The sequence below is a fragment of the Bhargavaea sp. CC-171006 genome, from assembly GCF_009761675.1.
GTDB lineage: Bacteria > Bacillota > Bacilli > Bacillales_A > Planococcaceae > Bhargavaea > Bhargavaea changchunensis.
In genome coordinates this window covers 1-22,099 of the sequence record NZ_QUZH01000004.1, presented here as the reverse complement: position 1 = coordinate 22,099, position 22,099 = coordinate 1, and the positions used below count along the sequence as shown (strand labels likewise).

The window sequence follows — 22,099 nt, the reverse complement described above, 5'->3', positions numbered from 1 at the left end:
GGTGAAAGATCGATGCAGCAATTGTGGATCCATTACTCGGAGCACTATCAAAAGATCGACTTCGACGAATATACTGCGAAGCGCATGTCAATCGGGCCTTCCGTCGATGACACATTGACAGTGCTTGACTTCCCATTCGCGAATGGCACCATCACGCTTGAAGGCGGGGATGACGGTTACCGTGTCAGAGACCGGCAGGGGGAAATCGGTTATCTCAAAATTGGCGAGCATCTGGCTGCTCTTCAAAAAGGCCGATCACTGCACCTGTCGATCACCCCGGCGCCGCGAAAAAGCGACTGCTATTATATAGGATTTGAAAACCAGCTGATTTTTGCGTCGGGAAAGCCGGAGGCCACCGTTAATTTAACAGGCGCTGACATTCCGGGGGGAAAGGGTTTTGTCCTGCTGAAAGGTACTGACGGCTGGAGTGCTGATATAGAGTTTGGCTGCCCATTCTATCTGAATGGGAAAAAGACATCAGGGGCCGTTCGTCTCAGGGCAGGAGATATCATCCAGTGGCTGAGGATGGAAGTTCAATTTGTGGACAATGACATGATCGGAATATCATCTCCGTTTAAGTACCGGACTTCACTCCCCGTATTTGAAGAGCCCGAGTCCGAGGTAAAGAAAACTTACCCGGCCTACCGGCGTACCCCGCGTCTCATCCATCAGGCGCCCGACGATAAGGTATCACTTTCTTTCCCGGTACAGGAACAGCCGGATGAGGGCAGGGGGCTTTGGCTCGTCATTCTCCCTCCACTTGTCATGCTGATCGTCATGTCTCTGGTCGTGATTTTCATCCCGCGGGGATTGTTCATCCTCATTTCCATTTCGATGTTCACCGTGACGATCATCACTTCGACCGTCCAATACTTCAAAGAACGCAAGCGCAGGAAAATGCAGGAGGAAAAGCGCCGCAGAGTTTATACGGCCTATCTGGAAAATATGCGTGAAGAGCTTCATGAACTCCGTGAGCGGCATCAGACAATGCTCGACTACCATTTTCCGCCGTTCAGTGAAGTGAAGCGGATGACGGAAGGGCTATCAGGGAGGATCTGGGAAAAGGCGCGTGACAATGCAGACTTTCTGCAATTCAGATTAGGCACGGGAAAAGTACCGGCAAGCTACAGTTTGTCCCTATCGGCGGGGGATCTTGCCAATCGGGAAGTCGATGATCTCATTGAGCAGTCGAAACGGATGGAGGAAGTGTACAGGGAACTTCAGAACGCTCCCATCACCGCTGACCTATCCAGAGGGATCATTGGAATGTTCGGTAAAGAGGAAGTCATCCGCAAGGAAATCGGACAGATCATCGGCCAGTTGTCCTTTTTCCACAGTTATCACGATGTCCGCTTCATCTATGTATTTGACAACAGCAGATATGAGGAAATGGAATGGATGAAATGGCTGCCGCACTTCCAACTGCCCCATATGAACGCAAAAGGGCTGATCCATGACGAACGGACACGTGATCAGCTTCTGGGGTCGTTGTATGAAATTCTGAGGGAACGTGACAATGACGAGAACAAAGGCAAGGTACGTTTTGCACCGCATCTTGTTTTCATCGTTTCTGATTATAAGCTGCTGTCTGAACACATCATCATGGAGTTTCTTGAAGGGAAGGACCATGAAGCATTGGGCATTTCCGTCATCTTCACGGCGAATGCGAAAGAGCGGATCACGGAAAATGTACATATGCTTGTCCGTTATGTCAACGACCGTGAGGGTGACATCCTCATTCGGGATGGCATCGCCGCTGACACCAGATTCAGACTGGATGCACAGAATACAGGAGGTAATGAGCATTTCGCAAGAATGCTGAGGACGCTGGACCACCAAACCGGTGTCACGAACTCCCTTCCTTCAATGGTCAGCTTCCTCGATATGTACGGCGTGACGGATGCGGATGACCTGGCGATCGCTGAAAACTGGAATACGAACCAGTCTGCACGCTCCCTGGCGGCTCCAGTCGGATACAAGGGGCGCGAGGACCTGATCGAACTGAACCTCCATGAGAAGGCCCACGGACCACACGGACTTTTGGCGGGGACGACGGGTTCAGGTAAGTCGGAGTTACTGCAGACGTATATTCTTTCGCTCGCGGTAAAGTTCCATCCGCATGAAGTCGCATTCCTTCTTATCGACTACAAAGGCGGCGGCATGGCACAGCCATTCCGGAACATTCCCCATTTGCTGGGGACAATCACCAACATCGAAGGGAGCCGGAACTTCAGTGACCGGGCACTCGCCTCGATCAAGAGCGAACTAAAGCGGCGGCAACGCCTGTTTGACCGGCATACCGTCACCCATATCGATGAATACACTGAACTCTACAAAAGCGGAGAAGCACCGGAGCCGATGCCACATCTGTTTCTGATTTCGGATGAATTCGCTGAGTTGAAGACCGAGGAGCCGGAATTCATCCGTGAACTTGTCAGTGCGGCGCGGATTGGCCGAAGCCTGGGGGTCCACCTGATTCTTGCGACACAGAAACCGGGCGGCATCATCGACGATCAGATCTGGAGCAACGCAAGGTTCAGGATCGCGCTGAAAGTGCAGGATGCATCGGACAGCAAGGAGATTCTTAAAAATGGGGATGCGGCGAACATCACGGTGACCGGACGCGGTTATCTCCAGGTCGGAAACAATGAAGTGTACGAACTGTTTCAGTCTGCCTGGAGCGGGGCGCCTTACCAGAACGAGACGCACGATGGGGAAGATGAAGTGGCAATCGTCACCGACCTGGGACTGGAACCGCTAACCGGCCTGTCGGCTGTCGTGAAGGGAAAGCGGAGCAACATGACGGAAATTGATGCCGTGACAGCCTCGATAGCATCGACGGCAGATCAGCTCGGCATCCGACGGCTCCGGAGCCCGTGGCTGCCGCCGCTGCCTGACCGGCTTGCCAATGTTGGCGACCGCCAATACGATGGTGCCGGTTTCGCGATTGCCATCATAGATGAGCCGGAAAAGCAGAGCCAGCGGGCAGTAGGCTATAACCCGTTGGAAGACGGAAATGTAGGGATTTTCGGTTCCACCGGTTATGGAAAGTCCTATACATTGCAGTCCCTCCTTTTGGGGATTGCGCAAAGCATGACACCGGAAGAGGTACATTTCTATCTTCTCGACTATGGCAACGGTACACTGCTTCCACTCCGGCAGCTTCCTCATACTGCAGATTACCTGACCCTCGATGAGGAATTGAAACGGGAAAAAATGGTCCGGATGATCCGGGCGGAAATCAGCAAGAGAAAGAACTTGTTCCAGCAGGCCGAGGTCAGCTCCATCCAGATGTACAACCGGATATCGCAACAGCCGCTGCCGCTCATCTATCTTGCGGTCGATAACTACGACATCATCCGTGATGAGTTGGAGGAACTGGAGCTTCAGATGAGCCAGTTCAGCCGTGACGGCTCGTCCCTGGGGATCCATCTTCTGCTGACGGCGACCCGCCCTCAGTCGGTGCGTCATCACCTGATGAATAATCTGAAGATGAAGATTGTCCACTATCTGATGGATTCATCTGAAATGTACGGCATGATCGGGCGTCCGCCGTTTACGCCGGAACCTTTTCCCGGCAGGGCAATCATCAAAACGGAAGAAGCCATGTTTGGCCAGATGTTCCTTCCGGCGGACGGGGCGGACGATTTTGGCGTCTTGAACGGGGTCAAGGAACGGGTCCGGGATCTACGCATACGGTATGCGGAACGAAAAGGCCCTGCTCCGATCCCGATGTTGCCGGCCGAGCTGTCGGCCGAACACTTCGACGGACTTGCCGGGCAACCCGTCTCATCGGGAATCATTCCGATCGGTCTGGATGAAGAGACTGTCCTGCCCGTGTCGGTGGACTTCAGCAAACATCGCCATATTCTGATGGTTGGCCTCCCCGGCAAGGGCAAAACCAATGCGATGAAGCTGTTGATCCGTACGGCCAGGAAGCAGGAAACAGGTCCTGTCGCCATATTTGACTCTTTTGAACGGGGATTATCGGAATACGCACGGGATCCTGAAGTCACGTATGCAGAAACCAAAGAGCAGTTGGAAGAATGGATCACCCAGGCGGAAGCCTATCTGCAGGAGGCAGAAGCGGCTTATGTCGCAGCTGTGCAGACCGGTCTTCCATTCAACCCCGTCCCTGTGTTTCTGTTTATCGACGGCTACTCGAGATTCATGCAGACCGCGGATGTCCGCATTCAGGACAGGCTGGTAAAACTGATGAAAAACTATGGGCACCTCGGATTCAATGTGGCCGTGTCAGGCAACAACGCCGAGTTCACTAAAGGCTACGACGTATTCACAAACGAGCTGAAACTTGTGCGCCAGGCACTAGTTTTCATGAAGAAATCCGAGCAGACGCTCTTCAATGTTCCATATGAACGGAAGGAAGCCGAGCTCCCTGCCGGCTTTGCACATTACATCCTGAACGGGAACAGCACGAAAATCATGATCCCGTTATGCACACTGGAGAAGGAGAACGTACGATGAATAGCAATGTAAAAAAATCGGCGTCGATCATTGGGGGAGTCATCGCCATCCTCGCGTTGCCTGTCCTGTTCTTTGGCTTTATGTCGGGCAGCTTCACATCGTTCGCCGAGCCGGCTGAACGGACAATCGCCGTAGTCAACGAAGACCTGGGGAGCGAACGGGAAGAACAGAAAATCGAGATGGGCAAGGAAGTACTCTCCATCCTCTCCGAAGACTCCGACTACAACTGGGAAGTGACCGGCAGGGGGGCAGCGGAAAGCGGCCTGAAATCAAACCGCTATGATGCCGTCCTGTACATCCCGTCCGACTTTTCGTCGAACGTCATGTCCTATGATGAACAGAATCCGCAAAAGGCAGAATTCAATTACACGATCCAGCAGCAGAAAAACGCGGACTCCAAGAAAAACGCATTAAAAGAGATTGAGCGTGCAACAGATCGCGTAAACGGCAGAATCTCAACCATGTACTGGAGCTATGTCGCAATCGAAATGGATCATATCAAGAAAGAGTTTGCATCGATTCTGGACAAGGAAAGTGAGTTCCTCGATGCAATGGTTGCGTATTACGACCCGGGTTCTTCCGAACTTGCGGATGTCATGCAGAGACAGCGCGAACAGATGGAACAATTAAGAGAGACCGTTGAAGGCGCATCTGACCAGGATCACGCAGCTCGTGTCGATCATGTGGAAGCGTTCAAGAACGAACTTTCCGGTTTCCTGCAGGATGTCCAGTCCTATCAGGCATTCCAGGTTGAACAGCGCGGGGTCCTTGAAGAACTGCAATCGGACAATATCGCTAAAATCCAGGAAATGGCTGCCGGACAGGCAGCTGAATACGAGGAAACCGTCCGCCGTCTAAAGGAAAACAACGGCCAATTGGCCGCGGAATTGGAAAAAGTGAATAAACAGATTGCGCTTAATCAGGAGAAGTTCAATGACTTGGAGCAAGTCCGCCTCAAACAGGCAGAACGCCAGGCAGAGGAAATTCTTGCACTCCAGGGAACGGCGATTGATGAGTATAACGACACATTGATCGGCACCCTCCAGAAGAATCTGAAAGACGGAGCAGGCTCTAAGATTCCGGATGCGCCTGTCGTTGATGGTCTGCCGGACATTACAGATTTCGAGGCCATCAAGGCAGAACTCGAACGGCTCGCCAAAGAGCAGGAAAAGGAAGAGCCGGCACCTCCGGAACAGCCAGAACCTGAAGCTCCTGAAGAAGGCGGAGGTCTGCCTTCCCTGGAGGAAGAAAAGGAAACGATCACTGCTCTTGCAGCGTCGATCGATGGCCTGAAGCAGCAGATCGCAGAAGAACAGCCTGAATCGGAAATCCCGGCCCAGCTTGATGAACTGTCAGGCAAACTATCTGAAGTAAACGAATCGATCGGAGAAAAGGAAGAAGAGGCCGGATCTGAAGGAAACGGTAAAGGCAATGGCAATGGCAATGGTGAAGGTAACGGTAACGGCAATGGTGAAGCGGAAGACAAGGAAAACGCAGTGAAGGTTGCAGCCGGCTACTACAGTGATCTTTACAGTGCCTATGAAAGTCTGTTGGCCATCTACTCGGAGACGAAACTATATCTTGAGGAATATCCGGAAAACACGGTTGCCATTGTCCGGGAGATTGAACGGAAGGAAGCAGGCCTCCTCCAACTGGATACCCTCTCCCCGGAACGAAAGAAGGAACTGAAAGGTCTGTTCAAGCAGGCGCCGGCAGCCAAAGATCTTGACTCGCTCCTTGCCTACTACGCGACCTTGGAGCAAATGGCGTTCACGTTGGATGACCGGAAGGACGGACGCCAACAGAGGAAAGATGAAGTGCTGAAGGATGAAATTATCAATACCCTGACAAAGAATATTGCAGCGCTCAAGGAAGAGGAAAAGCTCCAATGGGCTAAGGTCAGTGAAGGGCTTCCCGAGACCGGTGCCCGTGTCGAAGAATGGAATTCCTCGTTCACCGCGATCGTCTCCGGATATGAGGAGTCCGTTGGGATGCAGCATATGAAACTACTCGAGAACCTGCAGTCAATTGGCGATCAGGCTGATTCGCTTTTAGCACAACTTCGCGATCCGGCAACCCGCCTTCAGGAAAGTGAACCGGAAGTTCTTTCGAATGAAGGAGAGCTCGTATCTGATCAGCAGAACATTGGCATGCAACTCGTCAGCCTGAGTTCTACCGTAAGTGAGGTTTCCGAGCGTCAGGACAGTATTGTCAACTACGCACGAGAACTGCAGGGCAAAGCGGAAGGTTTCGAGAGCGCGACCGATTCGTACAGTGAAAAATGGCGTCAGAACTTAGAGGCAATCACAGCATTCAGTGATGACGTTTCCAGTTTCCTCGACAACACCTATGTGGATGGGCAGGAGAACGGATACGTGTTCGATCATTTTACCAATCCTCTCAGCGTGCGCGGAGAAGCGATCGCAGGGGAAGAGATGAAGAAGGTTCCGCCGGCAATTCTATATGTCATCCTGCTGATCAGCAGTCTGGCCATCGGCTTCTTCAGCCATAAAATGCGAGAAGGTACTCCCTTGCTCAGGACAGGAATGCTGGCTCTTCTGGGCGGCATCACAGGACTGATCATCAGCCTGTACAGTGTGAACATGTACGCTCTGAATGACCAGCGTGCAATCGAATGGACGCTTTTCACAATCCTTATCGTCATTGCAGGATCTGCACTTATCAGCACGGCACTGGATTCGGCTGAGACAGCAGGATGGATCGCGGCAATTGCCCTCATCTGTCTCTATATCGCCCCGTTGCTGAAACTAGGCGTACCTGAAGCCGATATTCCGGATATCCTCTCGCCGGTCTACATGTCCATCAAGTATGATCCGGTTACGCTGTTTGATTCCGGAGCAGCTATCGCCGGCATTGCGGCAGTGGTGTTGCTCATTGCGGCATGGCTTGTAAAAAGATGGCGAACCGGTGAAACCGTCATTCAGGAAGAATCGTATGAAAGTTAAGCATGCCGGAGCCATCCTTCTGGCAACCACAATATCTTCTGCAGCTATTCCGGCTACCGCCAATACAGGAGACGCACCGGCAGATTCGCTGGAACCGCTTGAATACAAGTCACTTCCCTTCAGGAAGAAGACAGAATATCTTCATGATAGCAGGCAGGTCGAGATGAAGAACACGCTGACCGAGGAACGGGTCAATCTTGATTTTTCCGAACCGGTCCGATTCAGATCTCCGATAGAAGTGGATGACCTGTTCCTGGAAGCGGGGCGTCCCGAAACGGGGACGGCGGCAGCGAAGGCTGAGGAACTGGGCCTGTTCACTGCGCCAGCAGAGAAATCGCAGGCGCAGGCAAGTCAACCGGCGGAAGTGCCGGATGAGGCTGCGGATAGCAGCAGCATCCGCACTTATGTCTTCATCAGCCTGATTGGGGCGGCGATGCTGGGTCTCTTCGGCCTTATGGTCCCAGCGCTGCTGAAGAGCGGCACTAAGGGAACTCCTACAGTCAGGCGCAAGGAAGAAACGGAGGGGAAAATCGCATGATCTCGTATTATCAGATGCTTGTGGAGGAAAAGCGGCAGCAGATCAGGCGGCTGAGCAGCTGCAAGGGGGAACTGCAGGGGAAACAGGGCGAATTCCAATCTAAAGAATCTAAATTCAGCGAACCAGAACTGACTGCCCGTACATGGCATGGACAGCATGCCAGTAAGTTCGAAAGCACACGGGAGTCGGGAATCCTGACACCATATCTTGAAGTGTCCGGACCTCAATTCCAGAATGCCTATTCTGCGATCGACAATAAAATCACTTTGTTGCAGAGCGAAATCCGGTCACTTGAATCGGTCATCGCCCAGCTCCGCGCGCAGGAAGCGGCGGAGCGGCAACGATAACCGGAGGGATAAGTGATGACAGAATTGAAAGTGGCCTTTGAGGAAGTCCGGGCCAAGCTCGAAGCGTTGGATGCAAAAGCGTCTTCGCTGGAAACAACAGCGCCAGGCCAGATCACCGGAAATACACTCGATACCGCTGATTCGCTGAATGAACTCATGACCTATATGGAGCAGATGCTGACCCGCTACCGCGAGTTGCTTCAGAAGAATGTGTTGTCATCAGAGGAATCAATCAACTTCCTTGCAGACGTCGATCAGCAGCTGGCAACCGCCATCAGCGGCACAGGAAACGGACCCAAGCCCGAATAAGGATTGAATGCTCAGCGGGAAAAGGAGGGAAATCAATGAAAACGCTCGATGTATCACCCTTCAGGGAAGGGCTGCAGCGCAACCGGGATAAGTTGAAAAGTCTTCAGCAGGAAATGGATGCGATCCGGACAGGCGTGCAGGAAGTAACGGACCTGGGGGATTCTCTGGCCGGAAGCGGCGGGGAGGCGATCAAGGCATTTTATCGCGACTGCCATCTGCCCTTGCTCAACCAGTTCGAGAGCTTTGCCGGCACGTTCGATTCTGTTCTGACTTCCATCCAGTCTGCGCAGGAATCACTGGAACCAAATGCCTCAGGATATATCAGGGAGGGATTTCTCGAAAGCGAAGTCGAGACCGGCCTGAGCACAATGTCCACCATTTCAAGGAACCTCACTTCCGATGCAAACGGAATAATGGACTCTGTCGCGGATATTACGTCATTGCCACATCTGGATGACAGTGACGTCCAGCAGGGCATCCGGAGTGCGAGGAAAAAAAAGGATAACACAGTCACCGATCTGAACGAATTCGATTCTACCCAGAGAAATGCCCTTGTCCCGGTGCGTGACGGTCTGCTCCGGATGGGGCAGTGGCTTGGAGAGATCGAGGGAATGTTCAAAGACGGCATCACAGACGTCGATTTCCCTGCTGAAGACTGGAAGGCCTATATGGAGGGCCATCCGATGATCACAGGGGAAAACATCTGCACCGTCCCGTTTGAGGCAGATCAAGAGGGTGCGCTCAACTGGGCGAGTGTCTCGAAAGCGATCCAGTCCGGTGCTGACGTGGTGGACAAGGTCGGTAAAGGGGAAGGCGGCATGTCAGCGTTTGCGCTTTACGTGGCTGGCCGCAAAGGCGGGATACAAACCACCCGTGCATGGGATCCCAAAAGTCAAAGCTATAAATACCGCATCAACGCTTCCAAAAAAGCACTGGATACCCTCAGAGTCCCGCTTGATGCACAAGTTGAGAAGATGCTGACTCGCGGTCTGCCGAAAGATCGGAGCAAATGGACTCCGCAGCAAGTTGCCCAATACGAAAGCAGAAGCGTCATGCTGAAATATGCCACCCGCAAACCGGGGCAGAGCGGCTGGTCCCCTACCGGCGAGAAAGTGAAGACGATGCATCCGGATATCGAGCATTTCACCGGACGTGCGACCACCGTCGGGCAAAAGGGCAAAGTCATAGGCACAGCGACAGTGAAAGGGACCACCGGCGCATTCACCGATCTTTGGGATGCCAAAGGAACGGTTGATGAATTCAAGCGGGTCAAAGACCCTGGAGTCATGAACAAAGCGAGCGGACTCATCAGAGGAACGGGTAAAGCGCTTGGCCCGATCGGGGCCGGCCTTGCCTACGCTGGCAACTATGAGAGTGCAACAGCGGATGGTCTGAGCGGCGGGGAAGCCCATAAACGGGCCGCTTTGGATACGGCAGTCGATACCGCTGTCGGCGGAGCCGTACAGGCCGGGTTCACAGCAGCGGGAACCGCCCTCATACCGATTCCTGGTGTCGGCACCGCAATAGGCATGGCAGCAGGTATCGGGGCCAACTGGCTCCTGAACAAGAAATTCGGTGATTCGGACAAATCTGCCATGGATCACATTAAAGGCTGGTTCCGGTGATGGGGGCAACTGAATGAACAACGAAAATTTTGAAAAGGTCGCAGTCCTGCGACGGCCGCTTGAATCGGGCAGACAAAGCCCGATGAACTTATCCGGAATCTTTGTTTTTGGTGCCTTTCTTCAGGCGGGGCTGTATGCGGCAGAATATTATATTGTCGGGTATTCCACCGATCATCCGTATAAAGAAGAAATCTTACAGTGGCATTTTTGGGTGAGTGCGGTCTTGATTGTCCTGGGCCTCCTCCTTGCCATTCCCTTTGTCTATAGAAGGTTTGAAAAGCTTCAGTACTTGATCAGTATCTTGTATTCCCAAAATCTGTTCGGAGTGTCTTTCTACATTTGTGCGCTATTCGTTGCAACGGACAGGAAATTCGGGGCATCGGCTGATTCGATCATGACATTCACATGGACCACTTTACTTGTGGGACTTTTCATATTCATTCTGACATCAGCACGATTCATCTGGAAAATCCGCAAGGGCGATTACCGGGAAGGCTCCAGAAGCGACCAGATGCGTGCGAGATTTGAATACAAATCCTATCTTCCCGCAGCTACGGTTGCCGGGCTCGGGATCTCCTTCATTATCCAGTATGTAATCCGGCAGTCGGGGATGGAGGAACTGGGTACCCTCGTGTTCCTGCTGATCGGATTTGGCATCTTCTACACCATGTTGTTTGTTCTTCCTGAGCAATTAGCGATCTTCTATTATAAACTGCGTTATCGCAGCTTCAACTTTGAGGGACGTCCATATTTGGATGAACCGGGAGATGAAGACGAAGAAGAGGAGCTCTTTGGAGATTCGTATTACAGATAGAAATCTTACAAAAAAGGATGTGGGGGCATGGCAATGGAACGGCGACCGCTCGTGTTTGACCGCGTACTGACTTATCAGACTGAGCAACAGAAAGCAGATTGGCAGGAGCCGATAGGCGCCCTGGAGACAATTCTTCTGGATAAGGGTGTATATCAGAATGGTCCCATCTTTTTCACGTTCGACGGGAAAGAAGGAGCTGAAACGGGAACATTTACGTATTATTTGCCGGTCAGCGAACCGATGGCAATTGAAGATAGCGGTTTCGGCTATATGGAACGTTTCCATTCCGGGGATGCGCTCGTCATGCGCCAGGCCGAGCAGGAGCCGGACTTCGATGCGGCTTTTGGAAAAGTCCGGATGCATGCCGAAAAGGAGGGCATCGTTCTCGGTCAGAACTATTATTGTGTGCTGATCGACGTTTACGGTGACATCATCATTGACCTCGCCGTTCCGGTGGAAGGCGGACGACCGGAATGAACATTACCGAGAACCGGATGATCCGGCATCGCAATGTCGCTTCAAAAAGGTACAGCTTTGTGCCTGCAGAGATCGGCCTCGCCTTCGAAGATTTCCGGACTATCCTGCAGACCCACGGTGCAAATGTGGATGGCCGGCTATTCTTTACGATGCTGAACGAGCCGATTGCAGAAGTGATGACCGCCGAACTGCATATGGGCATTAAAGAGAACGACCTGACCGTACCTGCCGAGGAAGAAGTTATTTTCCGAAGCTATTTTGAAGTAAAAGGCCTTGCTAAAATCCGTCTGCTGAATGACTTTGATGAGCAGTCACAGGCTGCCTACTGGGCGCTTTACAATCATGTGAAGAAGGATAACCTGCAGCAGAAGACACCGGTCTTCGTGGAGTACAAGCAGGCCCCGGATGGAACTACATATGTGGAAATGAGCGTGGGTGTCAGCGGATAGTTCTCTTCTGGAAGTGCTGAGCGAATCGGCCTAAAAAGCATCGGCAACATTTGTTGCGCGATGCTTTTTATCATTTGAACTGTTTGAAACCCTGAACCAAGATGGCAGCGGAGACCTTGACGTTGACTCCGGAAGGCGGGTGTTTGGAAGGAGGAAATAGTTATGCTCAAAGAACAAGATGTATTTGTGTTAAGAACGCCGCTTGTATCGGGCCTGCAAAGTCCGATGAACTTATCCGGAATCCTAGTATTAGGCGCTTTTTTACAAGCTGGATTATATGCTTTGGAATTCTATGTCATAGGATATTCAAGTGCTCATCCACTAAAAAACGATATTCTTAAGTTGCATTTCTGGACTAGTTTAATTTTAATTGGGCTTGGTATCGTTTTTGCGTTACCTATTGTATATAGGAAGTTTGAGAGATTGCAGTATCTGATCAGTATTGTATTCTCACAAAATCTGTTTGGTGTTTCTTCCTACATTCTGGCTTTATTTGCTGTTACAGACATAGAAGCCGGTTTGTCGGATGCTTCCATGATGACGTTCACTAAGGTGACACTATTTGCGGGGATTTTCGTCTTCCTCCTCACGTTCCTTCGTTATATATGGAAAATCAGGAATGGGGATTATAGTCGAGGATCGAGAAGTGAACAGATACGAAAGAAATTCGAATATAAGTCCTCCTTGCCTGCGGCTGCCGTTGCCGGTCTTGGCCTCTTCTTTATCCTCCAATATGTTCTAAGGAACCTGGGATTAGGGGATCCAAACCAGCTCATCATCATTTTCATTGGTTTTGCTGTGTTTTACACGATGTGTTTTGTGCTTCCCGAGCAACTCATCATTTTGTATTGCAAACTGCGTTTCAGCAGCTTTAACTTTAAAGGGCAAACGTATTTAGATGAAGTCACACATGATGGTGAAACTGAAAAGAGTTAAATGTTCGGATATCCGTTTCATAGCTAGGAGATACCGTACCGAAGAAGCAGGTTACATAGGCGCCTTTATTGCAATTTGCTGTGTGATGATTCTTAGAGGAATTCTGCAAAGGATAAGTTAAGGCTGGTTTCATTAAGGAGGGAAGCAGCTTTGCTCCAAGAAAAAGATGTGTTTGTGTTAAGAAAGCCGCTTGAATCGGGGCGGCAGAGTCCCTAGAACCTTGCGGGTAATATGGTGCTGGCTACAGTTCTCCAGGGAGGACTGTATGCTTTGGAGTATTATGTCTTTGCTTATGCATCCGACCATCCATGGAAGGATCAGATCCTGTCTGTCCATTTCTGGTTCACCGCTATTTTGATCGCCCTATCAATGATTTACTCACTGCCTGTTGTGTATAAGAGAAGTGAGAAAGTGCAGTATTTGGTCAGTATCGTGGTTTCTCAAAACCTGTTCGGAATCACATTTTATATCTGTGCACTTTTATTAATAGCAGAGGAGACAGATGCTTCAGCTGAATCGATGATTACCTTCACCTGGATTAGCTTAACGTTCGGCCTAATAGTGTTTCTGCTGGTTTTTGCAAGGTTCATCAGGAAAATTCGGCGGGGAGATTATCGGGACGGGTCCCGTCAGGCAGCGATGCGTGAAAAGTTCGAGTATAAAAGTTATCTCCACGCTGCAACTGCTGCCGGACTCGGGATATTTTTCATCCTGCAATATGTGATCAGGCCTTGAGGGGCTCAATGAAATGACGGCGATCATTCTCGGGCTGGCAATCTTTTATGTCATGCTCGTTGTTCTTCCGGAGCAGCTTGTTATTTTATTTTGCAAATATCGCTATCCTGAATTTAACTTCTATATAAAATGAACATTTGAATTTGAACATGATTAGCATGGTTGCTTGCAGTGAAGGCGCGGACTCCTGCGGAAAAGGAAGAGCGGAAAGACCCTGCAAGGGGCTTGATGCCTTCCCCGCGGAAAGCAACTGCCCACTATGGATGTTAATTTGTTTAATCGATTCTATATACTAAGATTTCAGCCTTCATATAATGACTATCGGAAATGCCAAAAGCACCGTGCGGGAATATCCGCGCGGTGCTTTTGGTCCGAAGCAGACTTATTGATTGCCCTTCTCTGAATGGACCGCGATGAGCAGGATCGCCTCAGAGTCCCCGACGTTTTTCACAAAGTGGGGGACGCTTGCGTTCCAGCTGAATGAATCGCCTTCTTCGGCGATGACGGAGTCTTCCCCCTGTTCGGCCAGGACGGTGCCTTTCAGGACGATATGAGCCTCCTCGCCTTCATGGGCGATCGCTTCGCCGGTCGAGGCGCCGGGCGGTAATTCGACGTGCATCATCCGGAGGCCGCTTTGGGAAGTGAGGTGCTCGATCTTGATATCATTGAACGATGTGTACACCCGCTCGGCTTTCCTCACGACTTTCATGTGCTCCTTTTTCTCCAAGAGCAGGTAGGGGAGCGGAACATCCAGAAAGGCCGCGATGGACTGCAGTGTATTGAGGGAGGGCGAAGTATGGTCGTTCTCGATGTTGCTGATGAACCCTTTGGACAGGCCTGTCTGCTCACTCATCTGTGCGATCGTCAGTCCTTTCCGTTTGCGGATTGCACGTATTTTGGAACCGATCTCCATATCCAGCCCTCCCTGAAATCTTGAATTTGCATATAATCGTAACATGGATAAATTGACGTTATCCATCATACAGTGTTATTTTATAGAAAACAAATATTCATACAGGAATACTTATGTATTAAGTATACAACTCATTAGAATGACCACTCTAAGAAAAATTTATCAATTATAAGGAATGATTTTATATGGTCCAAGCAAAGCTGGAAACCAAAGTGCTGGATGTCCTGAAAGAAAAAATTCAAATGATTGAGACCGGGGAAGGCGCCATCTACCTGGTGGGACCGATCAGATTGCCAGTGAACCTTTACGGGGATACCGTCGTATTCCAGTGGTATTGCTGGCTGAACCAATGCCAGGTGACAGAGGATTATCAGGAAATCATCGACCGGCTGTCATCTGCGAATCTGGCGGAATACCAGCAGTCGAGCGTTCTCGTCTACGGTGATTTTGAAAACGCGGATGATGCGCTGATCCGTCTGCACTCCATTTGCCATACCGGGGACATTTTCGGCAGCAGGCGGTGCGACTGCGGCTATCAGCTCAAACAGTCCATGAAGAATATCGTGGACCACGGGGCGGGTGCACTGTTTTATCTGGCGAATCATGAAGGCCGAGGAATCGGCCTGTTCTCCAAGGCGATGGCTTACGTGCTGCAGGAGAATGGCTATGATACCGTGGAAGCAAACGAAAGCCTTGGGTTTGTCGACGATTCCAGAAACTATGACGATGCTATCCGCGTGCTGAAGACCCTGAGGGAAAAGCCGGTGACCCTCATGACCAATAACCCGAAAAAATTGGATGCCCTGCAGAAGGCAGGCCTTCCGATTTCCGGACGTCAGCCGTTATGGGGTGACCGCTCCGAGTTTAACGAAAAGTATCTGCAGACCAAGGTCCAGCGATCCGGACACTTAGAGGGAGGCTCGCCAGATCCAGATGACCAGCCATGAATTTTATATGAATCTTGCACTTGAAAACGCACGTGCGATGAAAGGGCAGACCGATCCGAATCCGCTCGTCGGTTCAGTTATCGTCAATGACAACCGGGTCGTGGGCATCGGGACGCATCTGAAGGCAGGCGAGCCGCATGCGGAAATCCATGCCCTCAGGATGGCCGGGGACAAGGCAAAAGGCGGGACCATCTACGTCACGCTTGAGCCATGTTCTCATCATGGCCGGACAGGGCCTTGTGCGGTCGCCATAGTAGAAGCTGGGATCCGAAAAGCCGTCGTCGCCACGCTTGATCCGAATCCGGTTGTCGCCGGAAACGGGGTCAGGATCCTGGAGGAAGCAGGCATTGAAGTGACAGTCGGTGTCATGGAAGAGGAGTCCCGCAAGATGAATGAAGTGTTCAACAAATTCATCGTGACACAAAAGCCGTTCATCACGATGAAAGCGGGAAGCACATTGGACGGTAAAATTGCCACTCATACAGCCGACAGCAAATGGATCACCTCTGCAGAGGCACGCAAGGATGTCCATCGGCTCCGCAACGAGCATATGGCGATCCTGGTCGGCGTCAATACGGTCATAGAAGATGATCCTGAACTGACTACGAGGATTCCGAACGGCCGGAACCCAATCCGAGTCATTCTGGATTCCTCACTCCGAATTCCCCTCGAATCCCAAGTAGTCACGGACGGGCAGGCGGAAACATGGATTTTTACCGCGAAACAATATAATCACGACGCGAGGAAAGAGTTGGAGGAGAGAGGGATTACAGTTTTTCCGACCTCGGGGACCGAACGGGTTGATTTGGAAGATGTCCTCCGTATGCTTGGCGAACAACTTGTCTCTTCTGTCCTGGTAGAAGGGGGAGGCTCGATCCATGCGGCTTTCCTTGAGAACGGGCTCGTCGATAAAGTGGAGGTCTATATGGCGCCGAAATTGATCGGCGGCGCACAGGCGCCCACATTCCTCGAAGGCACCGGCGTCGGACTGATGCGTGATGCCGTGGAGCTGGATGATCTCGAAATCACAAAAATCGGGAAAGATTACAGGTTCACGGGCTATCCGAACTACAATACAAAATGAGGGAATCTGATTTGAAATTCGGTTTCGATATTGACGATACACTGATCAACCTGAGGGAACATGCTTTCCATCTGTATAACCGGAAACTGAACCGGAATGTGGATATCTCCCTATTTCATGAACTGGACAAAGTGGAAATCCACGAACTGTTTGGCATGACCGCTGAGGAAGGCGGGAAGATGTGGAACGGTTCGCTTGAAGAAATCTATTACACAAACTGTCCGCCGTATCGGGATGCGGCGGAAACTCTGCAGAGGCTGGAAAAAGAAGGCCATGAAATTTACTATATAACGGCCAGGCCAAAGGAACACGGAAAGCGGACGATGGAATGGATGATTCAAAACGGCTTTCCGGTCCGGGAAGACAGGTTCTTTTACGGCATGAACGATGAGGACAAGGTACATATCATCAAAGAGCTGGAACTTGATTATTACTTTGATGACAAGCCCGCCGTTCTTGAAACGCTTAGCGACCGTCCGCTGAACGTCTTCGCGAAGAACCAATCCTACAATCAGCACATGGACATTCCCAGGATCAGCGACTGGTCCGAATTGTTCGATTTGCTGGCAGAAGAAAAATGAAGTCATATCAGAAAAGGCACTGCTCGCAATGATGCGAGTGTGCCTTTTTAGATTATCCGATAATTTCCCATTTCCGTTCAGCCGCGATGTTCCGGAGGCCTTCCTCCGGACGCACAGCGACCGGGTTCCCGACAAGTTCTAGTACAGTCATGTCGGACAGCGTATCGCCGAATGCTGAGCTTTCTTCCCATGCGACTGTGGAGTCTCCAAGTGCTGCGTGGATGCGTTCATTTTTTCTTTCGCTCCGAATGTGGTAGATGTTTGTCCGCCCGTCATATGTATCTCCGGAATAAGGGATGTCGGTGCCGATGACGTCATCAAACGGCAGATCCTTCACAGCCTCGCTAAGGAGCGGGGTGAAGGCGCCGGAAACCAGCATGACCCGGTCACCGGATTTTGCGTGTTCATGGACCCGCCGTACGACTTCCGGATTGAATCCGCCCCGCATCGCTGCAGCCATCTCGCCGAAGAAGCAGGTCAGCTTTTCTTCCGCAAAGCCCGAGAAGGGGGCGAGATAAGCTTGCATCGACTTTTCCCTCATCACGGGAGAGGGAACGAGCTTCATCTTATAGCCGGTATACACCGGGAGGATGCGCCTGAAAAACTTGCCGTAAAGCTTTCCGTATTCGGGATGTTGCTTAAGGTGAGTCATCATGAAGTCGAACGTCTCGTTCTGGTAAAGTGTCCCGTCAAAGTCGAAGATTGCGACGCGCATGGTTCGGACCGTCCTTTCCTGTTCCGGCGGGCGAAACCCGTTTATCCGGAGAACTGATATTCTTTGAGCAGGTTTTCAAGCTTCAGCGCGAAGCCGACATTGCCGAGGACCTTCAGTTTGCCGGTCATGAACGCGGCCATGCTGTTGAGGTCACCTGTCAGCAGCTTGCGGAAGTGCTTGCCGCTCAGTTCGAGCGTGCAGGCAGGTTCACCTGCAATGCCAGGGAAAATCTCCGCCCGTCCGTGGTCGAGCAGCAACTGCCAGCGGCTGACTTCGCCTTTTTCATCGATGATGAATTCATATCGGATATGTTCGTTCTGATAAGGTTCCGGCTTTGCCTCCAGCACCTGTCCGATTTTTGCCCAGATCTCGTCAAGCGAGAGGGCATTTAGAGGATTGCCCATGGTCATGCCCCCATCTTAGTAGTCGGTACTTATCCATCTTAGGGAATGCGGAACATTTTGGCAATCCTTCAGAAACCGCCTAGCATGTTGCCGACGATGGTGCCGATATAGTTTCCGATAATATAGCCCATCGTGCCGACGAGCATCACAGGGACAATCAGGTCTTTCCATCCTTTTGCGATCGCCATGGCAGCAGCTGTGGTAGGCCCACCGATATTGGCATTACTGGCGACGATCATCTCCTCGAGGCTGAACTTAAACAGTCTCCCTACGCCGAACGTGACCACCATGTTGGCCAGCACCATCAGGAAGACGAAGACGAGCAGGAGCGGTGCATTCTGGATGAGGAGTGGGAGTGAAGCCGGGACACCGATGACCACAAAAAAGATATAAATCAGGTAGGTTCCGATTTCCTGGGCACCGTTCAGGCTGTCAAAGAACTTTGGCATGAGCATGACTGCTGCAACAGTGATGGTGGTCAGCATCAGGTACTTGTCTCCGAGCAGGCCCCCGAGCAGTTGCCAGCCGGTCCCTTCATCAGGAATGATGGTTCCGAAGATTTCTGCCATTTTAAAGGAGATTGCGACAATGACGAATGCACTTCCGGCAGAGAGGGCGATGTCTTTGAGTGAAATCTCCTTGCGTTGCCAGTAGGAGGCAGCTAGCGTACCGGCTTCATCGCCGGCGGACTGCTCGACATGGTCGATATGCGGAGTAGGGAAATTCCGCCGGAAAAAGCCGATCGCAGGGATGGCGATCAGGACGAAAAAGTAAAGTGCCATCATGAGATTGTCTGCGACAATGGTAGATGACAGCATGCCCTCACTGACGTCAAACTTGGCGGAAAGAGCGGCCAGATTTACGCTTCCGCCTATGTAGGATCCCGTCATGACCGCGGCGATCTTGGACAGTTCCGGAATGAACGCACTGAGTGAGAAAAATGCGATGTACGCCCCGACAACTGTCCCGACAGAACTGATGAGGAAAAGGATCAGCAGCCGTCCGCTTTCATTCCATACCCGCTTGAGGTTGGCCTGGTAGAGAAGGAGAGGGATGGCGAGCGGAATGACGTAGGTCCAAACCGCATCATAAGCAGGGGCATCGGTCGGGATGATGTTCAGATTGGACAGGATCAGTGCACCCGCGAGTGCTATGATGGCGCCGGTCACTTTCGATGCCCATTTATACTTCTGTTCAAGATAGATGCTCACGGCAGCCCAGCCGGCAAGAAACGCCCAGAGCAGCCAAGTGTCCTCAGGTTTAATTAATGTGGTTTCCATGCGGCACCTCCTATTGTTCCCACTATTATAAAGGAACACGGTAACGGGAGGGAGGGGTCAGGGGAAAGGTGGAGACAAAGGTCTCGAAAATCCGAAAAGACCGGAAATGCCGCTGGGTGCACTTTCGGTCCAACTCGAATGATATCGATTGCTTATGCTCCGTCGTTTTCCGGCAGGGGAGAGAGAAGCTTCAGGGACAATGCTGCAGTGACTTCTGCCTTTGATTGCCCTTTTTCCCCTTCTTCCGGGACACAGTTCTTGAGTGTCACGAGGTCGCCTTCTCTTAGCGTCAGAATCGTCATCCGGAATGCTTCCTGATGTTCCGTCTTGATCAGGCACTCGGAAGCCGGGATTTTCTCACCATTTACATAGACGGCCCAGAGGCTGGCTTCTCCGGCCGATAAAGCCAGAATCATCTCATAAAGGCCATTCCGGCTGATTTTGATCGACGTTTTCCTGCCTCTGACTGAAAAGCCAGGCGAGAAAACGGATTCGCCGTTGAATCGGACCATTGTTCCCTGTCCGACCTGCTGGCCGGAGAGGGTGGATAGAAAGGCATATTCCGCGATTCCTCCCGCCGGCCCCTGTAGGCCTCTCTCTCCGCGTTTACCCGCCGGCCCTCTTGCGCCCTGAGGTCCTTCCGGGCCCGGGTCACCTTTAGGTCCCTGTGCACCGGGTTCTCCGGCAGGGCCGGGTGGTCCCGCCGGCCCGACTTCGCCACAATTCCCTCTGGGTCCCTGAACACCTTGTGGCCCCTGCGGACCAGGTTCACCTTTCTCTCCCTTTGGCCCCTGTTTTCCTTCGGGTCCAGGTTCGCCCTGAGGCCCCGGCTCGCCTGCGGGACCCATCGGCCCCTCAGGTCCCCGGATACCCTGAGGACCTGCCGGCCCCTCAGGTCCCCGGATTCCCTCAGGACCTGCCGGCCCCTCAGGTCCCTGAACGCCTTGCGGTCCCGGCGGGCCGGGTTCCCCATTCATGCCCGTGAAGCCCCTGGGCCCCCGTTTGCCCCGGCGAAATTCCGCATCCCGCTCTTGCAGTTCAGCGAGTATGACAGGCAAGGGGTTACCAGTCGCATTAGCGCGCTTCCTGCGGTGATACTGCCCGCAAATGGGGCAGGGCTTTTGTCCGTCGCTGCTGCCTCCGGACGATGGTATCTCCATTTCCGCACCTCCCTCGTGACAGGCTATGCGGCGGGCGAACTGCCGGCACGGCTAAAGCCCGGTATGAGATTGATTTGTACAGGCGTTCCCGATAGACTGAAAAAGAAAAAAAGGAGGGGCAGCATGAAAATCATCAAAGCAACCGTTCACGCGGTCCGGTTCCCGCTCCGGGAGCCGTTCATCGTCTCCTATGCGACTTATCCGGACATGCCCGCGGTCATTCTGAGATTGGAAACGGACTCAGGCCTTGTCGGATACGGTGAAGCCGTGACGGACGAGCATGTGACGGGGGAATACTTCCTGTCTGCGTATGAAATTCTGAAGCAGCTTCTCGTCCCGTCGGTGATCGGAGAGAGCCCGTTTGATATCGAACGCATTCACGGCAGGATGGACGGAGCGGTTTCGGGGAATCCGGCAGCCAAGGCTGCAGTCGACATTGCCTGCTATGACCTGATGGGGAAAGCAGCCGGACAGCCTGTGTACAACCTGATCGGCGGCCGTGCCCATGACCGGATCGAGTATCCGCGCGTCCTCAGTATCGAGGCTCCTCAGGTCATGGCAGAAAAAGCGGTCCGCGCGGTGGAGGACGGGTATTCCTCGCTTAAGTTGAAAGTTGGCAAAGGGGATCCGATGGAGGATGTCGCCCGCATCAAGGCTGTCCGGAAAGCTGTGGGTCCGGACTTTCCGATCCGAGTGGATGTTAATCAGGGCTGGAAAACACCGGGAACGGCGGCTGCGGCCATCCGTGAGCTCGAAGGGGAGAACCTGAAATGGATCGAACAGCCGATCCGCATGGGGGATATCCGGGGGCTGGCGGATGTACGGAGAAAAGTGACTGTACCGGTCATGGCGGACGAAAGCCTGCATGGCATGGAAGAGTTCCTGGAAATCGTCCGACTTGAGGCGGCTGACGTCCTGAACATCAAGCTGATGAAATGCGGCGGTATTTACCCGGCAATCCATATCGCCAAGGCGGCGGAGGCTTCGGGAATACCGTGCCAGGTCGGATCGATGGTCGAGTCATCCGTCGGCTCGGCGGCGGGATACCATGTGGTTATGAGCCGGTCAAACATCCAGTCGGCCGAACTTACAGGACCGCTCCTCTTCAGCGAAGAAATCGGCGACCTGAAATATGAGCTGCCACAAGTCCTCCTGTCCGGCCAGCCGGGGCTCGGAATTAACGTCGATGAGTCACAGCTTGAAAAACTGACAGTGAAAAAAGAAACGGTTCAATAAGCAAAAGGCAAAAAAGGTTGTGCTCCGCGCACAACCTCAGACTGTAGACAAAACGTACCCAGATGAAATCTTTCTGGGTACGTTTTGTCATTCATGTG

20 protein-coding genes are annotated in these 22,099 nt (G+C 52.1%); 15 read left to right on the top strand and 5 right to left on the bottom strand.

Annotation, left to right across the window (positions count from 1 at the left end; genetic code table 11):
• Window positions 1-12 precede the first annotated feature (12 nt).
• The 11 genes from essC to DZC51_RS01515 all read left to right on the top strand — a co-directional run bounded on the left by essC (window position 13) and on the right by DZC51_RS01515 (window position 13,681).
• A complete protein-coding gene (essC, locus tag DZC51_RS01565) occupies window positions 13-4,485 on the top strand; it encodes a type VII secretion protein EssC (protein ID WP_157293613.1) in 4,473 nt (1,490 codons plus the stop codon).
• Complete coding sequence (esaA, locus tag DZC51_RS01560) at window positions 4,482-7,451, top strand: type VII secretion protein EsaA (protein ID WP_157293612.1); 2,970 nt, start codon at window positions 4,482-4,484, stop codon at window positions 7,449-7,451. The genes essC and esaA overlap by 4 nt, the downstream gene beginning before the upstream one ends.
• Window positions 7,441-7,989: a type VII secretion EssA family protein gene (locus DZC51_RS01555; RefSeq protein WP_157293611.1), complete on the top strand. Its 549-nt coding sequence runs from the start codon at window positions 7,441-7,443 to the stop codon at window positions 7,987-7,989. Before esaA ends, DZC51_RS01555 begins: the two co-directional genes overlap by 11 nt.
• The gene (locus DZC51_RS01550) at window positions 7,986-8,336 is read left to right on the top strand and encodes a YwqH-like family protein (protein ID WP_157293610.1); all 351 of its coding nucleotides are present in this window, start codon (window positions 7,986-7,988) and stop codon (window positions 8,334-8,336) included. Before DZC51_RS01555 ends, DZC51_RS01550 begins: the two co-directional genes overlap by 4 nt.
• A gap of 15 nt (window positions 8,337-8,351) precedes the next feature.
• A complete protein-coding gene (locus tag DZC51_RS01545) occupies window positions 8,352-8,645 on the top strand; it encodes a YwqI/YxiC family protein (protein ID WP_157293609.1) in 294 nt (97 codons plus the stop codon).
• Between the two features lie 35 nt (window positions 8,646-8,680).
• Window positions 8,681-10,270, top strand: coding sequence for a ribonuclease YeeF family protein (locus DZC51_RS01540; protein WP_157293608.1), 1,590 nt, complete (start codon window positions 8,681-8,683; stop codon window positions 10,268-10,270).
• Window positions 10,271-10,283: 13 nt separating this feature from the next.
• A complete protein-coding gene (locus DZC51_RS01535; protein ID WP_157293607.1) occupies window positions 10,284-11,084 on the top strand; it encodes a hypothetical protein in 801 nt (266 codons plus the stop codon).
• Between the two features lie 33 nt (window positions 11,085-11,117).
• Complete coding sequence (locus DZC51_RS01530) at window positions 11,118-11,561, top strand: hypothetical protein (protein ID WP_157293606.1); 444 nt, start codon at window positions 11,118-11,120, stop codon at window positions 11,559-11,561.
• Window positions 11,558-12,010 (top strand): DUF5085 family protein, encoded by a 453-nt coding sequence (locus tag DZC51_RS01525; protein WP_157293605.1) that lies wholly within the window; start codon window positions 11,558-11,560, stop codon window positions 12,008-12,010. Before DZC51_RS01530 ends, DZC51_RS01525 begins: the two co-directional genes overlap by 4 nt.
• A 162-nt stretch (window positions 12,011-12,172) precedes the next feature.
• Entirely contained in the window at window positions 12,173-12,946 is a 774-nt protein-coding gene (locus DZC51_RS01520; RefSeq protein ID WP_157293604.1) for a hypothetical protein, read from the top strand.
• Window positions 12,947-13,216: 270 nt separating this feature from the next.
• Window positions 13,217-13,681, top strand: a complete 465-nt coding sequence (locus tag DZC51_RS01515; RefSeq protein ID WP_157293603.1) for a hypothetical protein — start codon at window positions 13,217-13,219, stop codon at window positions 13,679-13,681.
• A 382-nt stretch (window positions 13,682-14,063) separates the two neighbouring features.
• Here the strand turns inward: DZC51_RS01515 and DZC51_RS01510 are convergent, their stop codons facing one another.
• Window positions 14,064-14,594, bottom strand: a complete 531-nt coding sequence (locus tag DZC51_RS01510; RefSeq protein ID WP_157293602.1) for a helix-turn-helix domain-containing protein — start codon at window positions 14,592-14,594, stop codon at window positions 14,064-14,066.
• A 185-nt stretch (window positions 14,595-14,779) separates the two neighbouring features.
• Between DZC51_RS01510 and DZC51_RS01505 the strand changes: the two genes are divergently transcribed.
• From DZC51_RS01505 to DZC51_RS01495, 3 genes are read left to right on the top strand one after another with little or no spacing between them, the layout of a single operon-like run.
• On the top strand, window positions 14,780-15,541 hold the full coding sequence (locus tag DZC51_RS01505) for a GTP cyclohydrolase II (protein ID WP_157293601.1): 762 nt from the start codon (window positions 14,780-14,782) through the stop codon (window positions 15,539-15,541).
• Window positions 15,528-16,625 carry a bifunctional diaminohydroxyphosphoribosylaminopyrimidine deaminase/5-amino-6-(5-phosphoribosylamino)uracil reductase RibD gene (gene ribD / locus DZC51_RS01500; RefSeq protein WP_157293600.1) on the top strand — a complete coding sequence of 366 codons (1,098 nt, stop codon included), beginning with the start codon at window positions 15,528-15,530 and terminating at the stop codon, window positions 16,623-16,625. Before DZC51_RS01505 ends, ribD begins: the two co-directional genes overlap by 14 nt.
• A gap of 11 nt (window positions 16,626-16,636) precedes the next feature.
• Window positions 16,637-17,206, top strand: a complete 570-nt coding sequence (locus DZC51_RS01495) for a 5' nucleotidase, NT5C type (protein WP_157293599.1) — start codon at window positions 16,637-16,639, stop codon at window positions 17,204-17,206.
• Window positions 17,207-17,258: 52 nt separating this feature from the next.
• On the opposite strand, the gene DZC51_RS01490 is transcribed toward DZC51_RS01495, so the two are convergent.
• From DZC51_RS01490 to DZC51_RS16250, 4 genes are all read right to left on the bottom strand, one after another.
• Window positions 17,259-17,921 (bottom strand): HAD family hydrolase, encoded by a 663-nt coding sequence (locus tag DZC51_RS01490; RefSeq protein ID WP_157293598.1) that lies wholly within the window; start codon window positions 17,919-17,921, stop codon window positions 17,259-17,261.
• Window positions 17,922-17,962: 41 nt separating this feature from the next.
• On the bottom strand, window positions 17,963-18,325 hold the full coding sequence (locus tag DZC51_RS01485) for an SCP2 sterol-binding domain-containing protein (RefSeq protein ID WP_157293597.1): 363 nt from the start codon (window positions 18,323-18,325) through the stop codon (window positions 17,963-17,965).
• Window positions 18,326-18,393: 68 nt separating this feature from the next.
• Window positions 18,394-19,605: a DUF819 family protein gene (locus DZC51_RS01480; protein WP_157293596.1), complete on the bottom strand. Its 1,212-nt coding sequence runs from the start codon at window positions 19,603-19,605 to the stop codon at window positions 18,394-18,396.
• Between the two features lie 152 nt (window positions 19,606-19,757).
• On the bottom strand, window positions 19,758-20,117 hold the full coding sequence (locus DZC51_RS16250) for a hypothetical protein (protein WP_232524040.1): 360 nt from the start codon (window positions 20,115-20,117) through the stop codon (window positions 19,758-19,760).
• Window positions 20,118-20,888: 771 nt separating this feature from the next.
• Here DZC51_RS16250 and DZC51_RS01470 point away from each other — a divergent pair.
• Entirely contained in the window at window positions 20,889-22,001 is a 1,113-nt protein-coding gene (locus tag DZC51_RS01470) for a mandelate racemase/muconate lactonizing enzyme family protein (RefSeq protein WP_157293594.1), read from the top strand.
• The last annotated feature ends 98 nt before the right edge of the window (window positions 22,002-22,099 follow it).